Annotated in this window: 10 protein-coding genes; 6 read left to right on the top strand and 4 right to left on the bottom strand. The window is 72.7% G+C overall.

The annotated features are described in order from the left end of the window. Positions 1-44: 44 nt before the first annotated feature. A complete protein-coding gene (locus tag AB0A95_RS17645) occupies positions 45-671 on the bottom strand; it encodes a GPP34 family phosphoprotein (RefSeq protein ID WP_357556788.1) in 627 nt (208 codons plus the stop codon). Between the two features lie 183 nt (positions 672-854). Between AB0A95_RS17645 and AB0A95_RS17650 the strand changes: the two genes are divergently transcribed. The 3 genes from AB0A95_RS17650 to hrpB are packed head-to-tail and all read left to right on the top strand — an operon-like array spanning position 855 to position 4505. Further along, positions 855-1679 (top strand): helix-turn-helix transcriptional regulator, encoded by an 825-nt coding sequence (locus AB0A95_RS17650; protein ID WP_357556799.1) that lies wholly within the window; start codon positions 855-857, stop codon positions 1677-1679. A 41-nt stretch (positions 1680-1720) separates the two neighbouring features. After that, positions 1721-1921, top strand: coding sequence for a DUF397 domain-containing protein (locus AB0A95_RS17655; protein WP_357556789.1), 201 nt, complete (start codon positions 1721-1723; stop codon positions 1919-1921). A 28-nt stretch (positions 1922-1949) separates the two neighbouring features. After that, positions 1950-4505, top strand: coding sequence for an ATP-dependent helicase HrpB (gene hrpB / locus AB0A95_RS17660; RefSeq protein WP_357556800.1), 2556 nt, complete (start codon positions 1950-1952; stop codon positions 4503-4505). Positions 4506-4514: 9 nt separating this feature from the next. Here hrpB and AB0A95_RS17665 read toward each other — a convergent pair whose 3' ends face one another. Then, entirely contained in the window at positions 4515-5240 is a 726-nt protein-coding gene (locus AB0A95_RS17665) for a protein phosphatase 2C domain-containing protein (protein WP_357556790.1), read from the bottom strand. Between the two features lie 260 nt (positions 5241-5500). Here AB0A95_RS17665 and AB0A95_RS17670 point away from each other — a divergent pair, with 260 nt between their 5' ends. The 3 genes from AB0A95_RS17670 to AB0A95_RS17680 all read left to right on the top strand — a co-directional run bounded on the left by AB0A95_RS17670 (position 5501) and on the right by AB0A95_RS17680 (position 9786). Beyond that, positions 5501-8110: a glycoside hydrolase family 9 protein gene (locus AB0A95_RS17670; protein ID WP_357556791.1), complete on the top strand. Its 2610-nt coding sequence runs from the start codon at positions 5501-5503 to the stop codon at positions 8108-8110. A gap of 75 nt (positions 8111-8185) precedes the next feature. Further along, positions 8186-8455 carry a hypothetical protein gene (locus AB0A95_RS17675; RefSeq protein ID WP_357556792.1) on the top strand — a complete coding sequence of 90 codons (270 nt, stop codon included), beginning with the start codon at positions 8186-8188 and terminating at the stop codon, positions 8453-8455. A gap of 80 nt (positions 8456-8535) precedes the next feature. After that, entirely contained in the window at positions 8536-9786 is a 1251-nt protein-coding gene (locus tag AB0A95_RS17680; RefSeq protein WP_357556793.1) for a DUF222 domain-containing protein, read from the top strand. 14 nt (positions 9787-9800) lie between these two features. On the opposite strand, the gene AB0A95_RS17685 is transcribed toward AB0A95_RS17680, so the two are convergent. After that, the gene (locus tag AB0A95_RS17685; RefSeq protein WP_357556794.1) at positions 9801-9938 is read right to left on the bottom strand and encodes a hypothetical protein; all 138 of its coding nucleotides are present in this window, start codon (positions 9936-9938) and stop codon (positions 9801-9803) included. 117 nt (positions 9939-10055) lie between these two features. Beyond that, a partial coding sequence (locus tag AB0A95_RS17690) for a group II intron maturase-specific domain-containing protein (protein WP_357556795.1) occupies positions 10056-10694 on the bottom strand: 639 nt, incomplete at its 5' end.

The following is a 10694-nucleotide window of genomic DNA, read 5'->3' on the forward strand; positions in this document are numbered from 1 at the left end:
GACTACTCCGGTTGTCGAGGGGGAGGGTAGGGGTTACCGGGGGGTCAGAGGACGCCACGCAGCACTGCGGCGCCGACGGCCGCCTCGGTGTGTCCGACGAGTTCCTTCAGGGGTGCCGGCAGCGCGGGGAGCAGGACGTTCAGCCGGTGGTGCGCGCGAGGGCCGGCGCTCCACAGCACCTCGCGGGTCAGCCCGGCGGCCACGACCAGGCCGAGCAGCAGCGCGTCCGGCACGCTCGGCGGGTCCGGCCGGTCCAGCAGCGCCCGCAGTCGGGTGGCCGGCCAGGCCACCGCGTTCAGGTCGATCGGCAGGTAGTTGACCGAGGTGCGCAGCAGCCGGCGGCTCTCCTGGCGGCGCAGCACCCCGGCGCGGGCCAGCCGCTCCCCCACCGAGGCCGTCGCGCTCTGCGCCAGGAAGCTGAGCCAGGTACGCAGTTCCTGGTGTTGCGACTCGCCGATGAGCTGGTCGAGCACTGTGTGCGCGAGGGCGTCGGCCGGCGGACGCCTGTCGATGACGGTGACCCGTCCGGCCGCGACGTGGATGTGTCCGTAGATGAGCAACTCGCCGAGCAGCCCGCCGGCCAGTCCGAGGCCGGTCGCCGCCGGATGCAGTTTGGCCTTGCCCCGACTGTCGTTGTGTGCGATCAGAAAGAACTCGTCGGCGATGAGCAACGGCCCTCCCGCACAGGTGTGTCCACAGTGATCGCGACCGGGAAAGGATGCACCGACAGCTACTGCAACGCAACTCCCAGATTTGAAAGTTGCACTGAGTGCATGTGCGACCTGCGGATCTTGTCGTGGCAGACTCGGACGGTGACCGCCACCCCCACCACCGGGCCCACCGCCAGCCCGACCGTGCGCCGTCGACGCATCGCCCGGGAGCTCCGCCAGCTACGGGAACGCGCGGGCATGACCCTCGATGTGGCCGCCCGCCAGCTCGACATGTCCAAGAGCAACCTCTCCCGGATCGAGACCGCGCAGATCGGCATCAAGCCACGCGATGTCCGGGCGGCGCTCGCGCTGTACCAGGTGACCGGATCGGACGCCGAGGCGCTGATCGAGATCGCCCGAGGAGCCCAGCAGCGCGGCTGGTGGCAGAGCTACAGCGACGTGCTGCCCGAGTGGTTCGAGTTTTACGTCGGACTGGAGGCCGAGGCCGCGGCGCTGCGCACGTACGAGGCCGAGTCGGTGCCCGGGCTGTTGCAGACCGAGGCGTACGCCCGGGAGATCTTCCGGCGCACCGCCGGCGAGGACGGCCTGGAGCGCAAGGTCGCCGCCCGACTGCGCCGACAGGAGGTGCTGCGCCGCGACGACCCGGTCCACCTGTCGGTGGTGCTGAACGAGGCGGTGTTGCTGCGCCCGGTGGGCGGCGCCGCGGTGATGGCCGACCAGTTGGTCCACATGAGTCGCGTCGCGCAGTTACCCAACGTAATAGTTCAGGTACTTCCGTTCGCGGCCGGCGGGCATCCCGCGATGAGTACCCCGTACGTGCTCCTCAACTTCGCCGACACCGCCGACGCGTCAGTGGTTTACCTGGATAACCTATCGATGGGACTGGCTCTGGAGGATGTCGACCAGGTGCTCCGGTATAGCCTTCTCCACGAGGAGCTGTGCCGTCTGGCGCTCGATCCGGCGGCATCGTTGATCCGCCTGGAGGAGGCTTCTCGTTACTTTGCGTGACCGCTTCGGCGGCATGCCGACGCAGACGAGGGGTACCGCTGATGACGGCGCACGACCTGACCGGGCTGGAGTGGCGCACCAGCACGCGCAGCAGCGGCAACGGCAACTGCGTGGAGGTCGCGACGGCCGACGGCCAGGTCGCCGTCCGGGACAGCAAGGACCGCTCCGGTCCCGCGCTCGCCTTCGGCCCGACGGCCTGGCGGGCCTTCGTGCTCGGTGTCGGCGAGGTCCGTCGCCCCTGAGGCGCCCGCACCGGTGCGAGACTGGGCCGTGCTCTCCGACGTAACACTGGACCTGCCGGTACGCCAGGTGCTGCCGGCGCTGGTCGCGGCCCTCGACGCGGCCGGGGCCGGCGTCCTGGTCGCCCCGCCGGGCACCGGCAAGACCACCCTCGCGCCGTTGGCCGTGGCCGACCGGGTGACCGGTCGGGTGGTGATCGCGCAACCCCGGCGGGTGGCCGCGCGCGCCGCCGCCCGCCGGATGGCCGAGCTGCTCGGCGAGCGGGTCGGCGACCGCGTCGGCTACGCGGTGCGCGGCGAGCGCCGGGTCGGCCCGGCCACCCGGGTGGAGGTGGTCACCACCGGCCTGCTGGTCCGCCGACTGCACCACGACCCGGAGCTGCCCGGCACGGGCGCGGTGCTGCTCGACGAGTGCCACGAGCGGCAACTCGACGCCGACCTGGCGCTGGCCTTCACCGTGGAGGCGCGGGCCACCCTTCGCCCGGACCTGTGGCTGCTGGCGATGTCCGCGACCCCGGACACGGACCGCTTCGCCGCGCTGCTCGGTGGGTCCGTCCCGGCCCCGGTGGTCCGGGCCGACTCGGCGCTACACCCGGTCGAGCGGATCTGGGCGCCGCCCGCGCGCCCGATCGCCCCGTCCGGAGCCGGGCCGGTGGATCGGTCCCTGCTCGACCACGTGGCCGCCACCGTCCGGCGGGCGCTGCGCGAGCGTGCCGGTGACGTGCTTGTCTTCCTGCCCGGGGCCGGCGAGATCGCCGCGGTCAGCGGCCGGCTGGCCGACCTGCGGGACACCGTCGCGCTGCTGCCGCTGCACGGCCGGCAACGCGGCGCCGAGCAGGACGCGGCACTGCGCCCCGCTGATCGCCGCCGGGTCGTGCTGGCCACCGCGCTGGCCGAGACCAGCCTGACCGTGCCGGGCGTACGGGTGGTGGTGGACGCCGGGCTGTCCCGGGTGCCCCGCATCGACCTCGCCCGTGGGCTGGGCGCGCTCGTCACAGTGCCGGTCTCCCGAGCGGCCGCCACCCAGCGGGCGGGCCGGGCCGGGCGGGAGGCCCCCGGGTCGGTCTACCGCTGCTGGTCGGCCGCGACCCACGAGCGGCTGCCCGCCCGAGCCGAGCCGGAGATCGCCACCGCCGACCTGACCGGCTTCGCACTGGAGCTGGCCGCCTGGGGCTCGCCGGACGGCGGCGGGCTCGCGCTGCCCGACGCGCCACCGGCCGCCGCGCTGACGGTGGCCCGGGACACCCTGCGAACCCTGGGCGCTGTCGACGTCGACGGTCGGATCACCGCGCGCGGGCGGGCGATCGCCGCCGCCGGCGCGCACCCACGACTGGCCCGGGCGCTGCTCGACGGCGCCGCTCGGGTCGGCGCCGACCGGGCGGCCGAGGTGGTCGCCCTGCTCGCCGAGGAGAGCGCGGCAGGCCCCGGTGACGACCTGGTCGCCGGCTGGCGTCGGCTGCGCGCCGGCGTCGACGCGGGCGCGACCGCCCGCTGGCGCACCGAGGTACGCCGGCTGCGCGCCGCGTTGCCCACCGGCTCCCCGACCGACGGCCCCGCCACTGCCAACCGCGCGCAGGGGCACCGGGCTGACCGCACGGGTGGCCTGACTGACGATCTCGCCGCCGGGTTGCTCGTCGGTCTGGCGTACCCGGAGCGGTTGGCCCGGGTGCGGCGGCCGGGCGGCTCGGCGTACCTGATGACCGGCGGGACCGCCGCGGAGCTGGCGGCCGGTTCGGGGCTGGCCGGGTCCGACTGGCTGGCGGTGGCCGTCGCGGACCGCACCCCGGGCGCGCCGTCGGCCCGGATCCGCCGGGCCTCGCCGGTGGACGAGGCGACGGCCCGGGAGGCGGCCAGCCCGCTGCTGCGCACGAGCCGCGAGGTCGGCTGGTCCGACGGCGACGTGGTGGCCCGGGAGGTGACCCGGCTGGGCGCGATCGAGCTGCTCCAGCGGCGGCTGGACCGGCCGGAGCGGGCGGAGGTGGCGGCGGCGGTGCTGACCGGCCTGCGCCAGGAGGGGTTGGGGCTGCTGACCTGGACGCCGGCGGCGCGGGCACTGCGCGAGCGTCTCGGGTTCCTCAGGCACCACCTGGGCACGCCGTGGCCGGAGGTCGGCGACGAGGCGTTGCTCGATGCCGCGCCGACCTGGCTGGGCCCGGAGTTGACCGCGGCCCGGCGGCGGGCCGACCTGGCCCGGGTGGACGTGACAGCGGCGCTGCGCCGGCTGCTGCCGTGGGCGCAGGCCGCCCGCCTGGACGAGCTCGCCCCGGAGCGGATCGAGGTGCCGAGCGGCTCCCGGGTGCGGGTGGACTACACCGACCCGGCCGCGCCGGTGCTCGCGGTGAAGCTTCAGGAGACGTTCGGCTGGTCGACGGCCCCCCGCGTCGGTGACGGGCGGACGCCGGTGCTGCTGCACCTGCTCTCCCCCGCGGGCCGGCCGGTGGCGGTCACCGCGGACCTGGAGTCGTTCTGGCGTACCGGCTACCCGCAGGTGCGCGCCGAGCTGCGCGGGCGCTATCCCCGGCACCCGTGGCCGGAGGACCCCGGCACGGCGACGCCCACCCGACGCGTCACGCCCCGCCGACGGTGAGCGCCGGCCCTACTCCTCCAGGACGTCGGCCACCACGACACTGACGTTGTCCGGTGCGCCGGCGTGCAGTGCCAGATCGATGAGCTTGGCCGTGCAGGCCGTCCGATCGGGATAGTCCCGGAGCACCTCGGCGAGGGTGTCCGGGCGGACGACGTTGGAGAGGCCGTCGCTGCACAGCAGCCACCGGTCGCCGACGCGGGGCACCATCGTCGAGTAGGACGGGGTCACCTCGTCACCCTGGAGTGCCTGGGTGACGACGGCCCGGCGCGGATGGCTGCTGGCCTGGTCCGCGGTGATCACGCCCTGTTCCACAAGCATCTGGACGAACGTGTCGTCCCGGGTGACCTGCTTGAGCACGCCCTCGCGGAACAGGTAGGCCCGGGAGTCGCCGACGTGCGCGAGGGCCAGGCAACTGCCGGTACGGGCGAAGAGCAGGGCGGTCAGTGTGGTGCCCATGCCCTGGCGCTCGGGATCCTCGGCGACCGCCTGCCGGATCCGGGAGGTGGCCAGCGCGATGCCACCTTCGAGCGCGGCCACCAGGGCGTCCTCGGGGGTCTCCACGTCCAGCGGGGCCACCGCGTCGATGGTGAGGGCGCTGGCCAGGTCGCCGGCGGCCATCCCACCCATGCCGTCGGCGACGGCGACGAGCCAGTCGCCGGCGTGCAGGGCGTCCTGGTTTCCGCTGCGGATCAGCCCACGGTCGCTCGTTCCCACGGAACGCAGCTTCAGGGTCATGGGAGGCAGCCTGCCAGGCGAAGGGCGCAGTTGTCTCTAGGAGATCAGGACGACGGCGCGTGGCGCGGCGAATCTCACGTCCGCACGCCGGTGTCCCGGGGCGTGGCGGCCCCGGCGGTCGCCCTCGTCACGCACCAGAAACCATCCAGTCAGATCAATTGACACGAGGTGCCGCCACTGGAAACATCGAGCCGATACCTGGGAGCGCTCCCAGCTATCGGCCACCACCACCGTCCCCCACCCGTCCGGAAGGACTCCCCGTGACGAGATCCCGACGCCGCCTCCTGTTGGCCGCGGCGACCACCCTGGCCCTCACTGGCGCGGGCGCCGGCGCGGCCCACGCCGAGCCACCGCCGGATGCCCCCGAGCAGATCGACAACGGCGACTTCAGTGAGGGGGTGAGCCCCTGGTTCTCCTTCGGCACCGGCGCGCTCGCGGTCACCGACGGGCAGCTCTGCACCACAGTGGCGGGTGGGCTGGCCAACCCCTGGGACGCCGGCATCGGCCAGGACGGGGTGCCGCTGATCGCGGGCGCCGAATACACCCTCGGCTTCGACGTCTCCGCCTCCCCCGGCGCCTCCCTCAAGGCCGTGTTGCAACTCGGCACCGCCCCGTACACCACGTACGCGGCGGTGGACGCCACCGCGACCGGCACCCTCCAGCGCGTCGAGCAGACCTTCACCGTCCCGGAGACCAACCCCGGCGCCCAACTGATCTTCCAGGTCGGCGGCTCCGCCCAGACGCAGACCATCTGCCTCGACGACGTCTCGCTGCGCGGCGGCGAGCCGCCCGAGCCGTACGTGCCGGACACCGGGCCGCGGGTGCGCGTCAACCAGGTCGGTTACCTGCCCGGCGGCCCGAAGAACGCCACTGTCGTCACCGAGGCCACCGAGCCGCTGCCCTGGCAGCTCCGTTCCGCCGCCGGTGCCGTCGTGGCCAGTGGCACCACCACCGCGCGTGGTGTCGACGCCGCCTCCGGGCAGAACGTGCAGACGGTCGACTTCTCCAGCTACCGCACCCCCGGCAGCGGGCTGACGCTCACCGTCGACGGCGAGACCAGCCACCCGTTCGACATCTCCGGCACCCTCTACGACCAACTGCGCTCCGACTCGTTGCAGTTCTTCTACGCCCAGCGCAGCGGCATCGCCATCGACGGGGACCTGATCGGCGACGAGTACGCCCGCCCCGCCGGGCACCTCGACGTGGCCCCCAACAAGGGCGACACCAACGTGCCCTGCCAGCCGGGTGTCTGCGACTACTCCCTCGACGTGCGCGGCGGCTGGTACGACGCCGGCGACCACGGCAAGTACGTCGTCAACGGCGGCATCGCCACCTACCAGCTGCTGAACACCTTCGAGCGCACCAAGACCGCCGCCACCGCCGACGGCGGCGCCGCACTCGCCGACAGCACGCTGCGGGTGCCCGAGCGCGACAACGGTGTGCCGGACATCCTCGACGAGGCCCGCTGGGAGCTGGAGTTCCTGCTGCGCATGCAGGTGCCGGCCGGCAAGCCGCTCGCCGGCATGGTCCACCACAAGATCCACGACCAGAACTGGACCGGGCTGCCGCTCGCCCCGCAGGACGACCCGCAGCCGCGTGAGCTGCACCCGCCGTCGACCGCGGCCACCCTCAACCTGGCCGCCACCGCCGCCCAGTGCGCGCGGCTCTTCGCCCCCTACGACGCGGCGTTCGCGACCCGTTGCGGCACCGCCGCGAAGACGGCCTACGCCGCCGCCAAGGCCCACCCCGCGGTGTACGCCAGCCCGACCGACGGCACCGGTGGCGGCGCGTACGACGACAGCAACGTCACCGACGAGTTCTACTGGGCGGCGGCCGAGCTGTACCTGAGCACCGGTGCGCAGACCTACCTGGCCGACCTGACCGCGTCGCCGCACCACACCGGTGACGTGTTCGACCCGCGCGGCTTCGGCTGGCAGAGCGTCGCGGCGCTCGGCCGCCTCGACCTGGCCACAGTGCCCAGCGGGCTGCCCACCGCCGACCTCACCCGGGTCCGCGCCTCGGTCACCACGGCCGCCGACGCGTACCTCGCCGAGCTGCGCCGGCAGGCGTACGGGCTGCCGATGCCCGGCGACCCCAACAGCTACTTCTGGGGCGGCAACAGCAGCATCATCAACAACGCGATCGTGCTGGGCACCGCCTTCGACCTGACCAGCAACCCCGTCTACCGCGACGGCGCGACGCAGGCGATGGACTACGTGCTCGGCCGCAACGCCCTGAACATCTCCTACGTGACCGGGTGGGGCGAGCACGCGGCACAGAACCAGCACAGCCGCATCTTCGGCCACCAGCTCGACCCGAACCTGCCCCGCCCGCCCGCCGGCTCCCTCGCCGGTGGCGCGAACGCCGCCCTCCAGGACCCGTTCGTGGCCAAGCTGCTCGCCGGCTGCGCGCCGCAGTTCTGCTACGTCGACGACATCAACTCGTACTCGACGAACGAGGTGGCGATCAACTGGAACTCGGCGCTGACCTGGATCTCCTCGTTCCTGGCCGACCAGGGTGACGCCGGCGCGGTGCCGGCCACCACCTGCTCGGTGGCCTACAGCAACTACGGCACCTGGCACGGCGGCACCGGGTTCACCTCCCAGCTGACCATCCGCAACACCGGTGCCACGGCCGTCAACGGCTGGAGCGTGCGCTTCGCGTTCACCGGCGACCAGCGGGTCCGCGAGGCGTGGTTGGCGAAGGTCACCCAGTCGGGTGCGACGGTGACCGCGAAGAACGAGTCACACAACGCCAAGATCAATCCTGGTGGCACCGTGACGTTCGGCTTCAACGCGACCACCTCCGGCGGCGCCAACCCGAACCCGGGCCTGGTCACCGTCAACGGCAGCCCCTGCTCGCTCTCCTGAGCACGCCCGGCTGGTGGTCGCCCTCCCCCGGGCGGCCACCAGCTCGGCTGGCTCCGCATCCCTACCATCGCGAGCATGGATGGACGGGTGTGGATCCTGGTCGGGGTGGCCGCCCTGCTGCTCACCGTGCTCCTGGTGGCCGCGCTGCTGGTCGTCCGGCGGCGCAGGCGTCGCGCCCCGGCCGGAGCCGACGAGACGATGCGCCGAGCCCGCCAGGCGATCCAGGCGAGCGGGCACCGTCAGCACCGCCATCGCCGGGGCACCACCCGCGGCAAGGGCTACGGCGGCAACGACAGCCAGGCCCACAACAGTGGCATCGCCAGCGACTCCGGCGGCGGGCCCTGACCGCGACCCAGACTAGGGTGACGCTCTCCGGGGCGACCAGACGACCGAAAGTTGTCGCACACCTGTTCTAATCTATTGGTGTGATTGAAGCGTTGGAGCAGGCCGAGGCTGCCGTGGCGGCCTGCTTCGACAGGGCGGCCTGGGCCGCCAACGAGCACCATCTCGTGGCAGCGCTCGACGCCACACACCGCATCGAACAACGCTTGGCCGCGGTCAAGCTGACCCTCGTGCGCGAGCTGGACGGTCGCGGCACCGCGACCGCGCAGGGCGCGTCCTCGACGGCGGTGTGGCTCCGCGACCGGTTACGCCTCGGGGTCGGTGCCGCCCGCCGCCTGGTCGAGCTGTCCGCGACGCTCGACACCGCCCCGCCGGGGGTGCGAGACGCGTTGGCCAGCGGGACGGTCGACCGGGAGCAGGTCGGGGTCATCGCCACCACGGTCCAGACCGTCCACGCCAGTGCCGGCCCGGAGGCCGCCGACAAGGCCGTCGGCGTCCTCGTCGAGTGGGCCGCGCAGTTCGATGCCGCCCTGCTGCGCAAACTCAGCAGCCGCATCCTCGATCACGTCGCCCCGGACATCGCCGATGCCGCCGCCGAGGCCGCGCTGCGGGCACAGGAGTCGCGGGCCGCCCGCGACCGGCACGTCACCATCAGCGAGCACTCCGACGGCCGGCTACGCCTCATCGGCATCCTCAACTCCGAAGCCGCCGCCTTGGTCCGCGCCGCCATCGACCCGCTGACCGCGCCCACCGGCCCCGACGACACCCGCACCCCGGGCCAACGCCGCCACGACGCCCTGGCCGACGTGTGTCGGCTGACCCTGCGCACCGGCGAGCTACCCGAGAACGGCGGAGACCCCACACAGGTCGTCGTCACCGCCAGCTACGACGGGTTGACACAGCAGTTGGGCAGCGGCGCTCTCGACATCGGCCAGCAGGTCAGCGCCGAGACGGTGCGCCGGCTGGCCTGTGACGCTGCCATTCTGCCTGCCGTCCTCAACGGTGCCGGCCAGGTCCTCGACGTCGGCCGGCAACGCCGCCTCATCACCGGCCCCCTGCGCCGCGCCCTCGTCCTGCGCGACCGAGGCTGCGCCTTCCCCGGCTGCGACCGCCCACCCCGCTGGTGCGACGGCCACCACATCCGGCACTGGGCCGACGGCGGCGACACCAGCCTCACCAACGCCGTCCTGCTCTGCGGCCACCACCACCGACACCTCCACCACAGCGACTGGGTCGTGCGACTCGGCGGCGACGGCCACCCCGAATTCGTCCCACCCGCCTGGCTCGACCCCGACCAACTCCCCCGCCGCAACCACTACCACCGACGAACGTGATCGCCCCGTACCTGTTAGGCCCGCACGCGCCGACTGACGCGCTCCTTACGCCCCGGTTTTCCGATCACCACGGGTGCCGAGGCGGAACGCAGCCCGGACTTGATCACGTACAGCTCACGCTTGGCCGTGGCCAGCCCCTTCGCGTCGAGCACGTGAGGTCGGCATGGGGCGCGGTGTCGGTCTTCCGGCCGGCCCGTTTCCCCATGCCGCCTCCCGAACCGGACGTGCCCGTTTCCGAGCATCCGGCTCTCCACAGGTTCCTGTCGATGTCAGGTGTTAGCGTTGTGCGTTGCCCAGCGGGTTGGGATCTTGCCCCGGTATCGATAACGGCTGACCGTGATCGATGCCGGGTTGAATAGGGTGATCCCGTCGGCGGTGGGTACCCATCCGGGCATGAACCGCCGCCGTAGGGCCTTCCACGACAGTCCGGGGTGTCGTTTGCGGATCCAGTACGCTACCCGCCGCCACGTGAAGTGGCCGAGGTAGTTGAAGGTCGCTTTCGACACTCCATGTTTGAAGTAGTTGGCCCACCCTCTGGTCGTGGCGTTAACCCGCCGTAGGAGTCCGGCTAGGTCGTGTGACGCGTTGCGGCGCGTCAGAGTCCGCACCTTGACCGTTACCGCCCTCAGGGCTTTCTTGGCCGGGTAGGTGTAGACATACGACCTGTTCGTGCCTCGCTTCTGGTGCCGCTGGATGCGGAAACCGAGGAAGTCAAAGCCCTCGTCGATATGAACCACCGCGGTCTTGGCCAGTGATAGGCGCAAGCCCATCGGTGCCAAGACCGTGGCGACTTCTTCGCGGAGTTGTTCGGCGTGCTCGCGGGTGCCCGTGACGAGGATGACGAAGTCATCGGCGTATCGGACCAACCGCCAGTTCGGCAGCCCTTTGAGACGTCGTTTCTGCCGCCG

This window comes from Micromonospora sp. NPDC049230, assembly GCF_040647875.1.
GTDB lineage: Bacteria > Actinomycetota > Actinomycetes > Mycobacteriales > Micromonosporaceae > Micromonospora.

Bases quoted from the DNA above. Each gene is read 5' to 3' on its own strand.
- AB0A95_RS17655 (WP_357556789.1), top strand. From the start codon at position 1,721: ATGACGGCGCACGACCTGACCGGGCTGGAGTGGCGCACCAGCACGCGC.
- AB0A95_RS17675 (WP_357556792.1), top strand. From the start codon at position 8,186: ATGGATGGACGGGTGTGGATCCTGGTCGGGGTGGCCGCCCTGCTGCTC.
- AB0A95_RS17665 (WP_357556790.1), bottom strand. From the start codon at position 5,240: ATGACCCTGAAGCTGCGTTCCGTGGGAACGAGCGACCGTGGGCTGATC.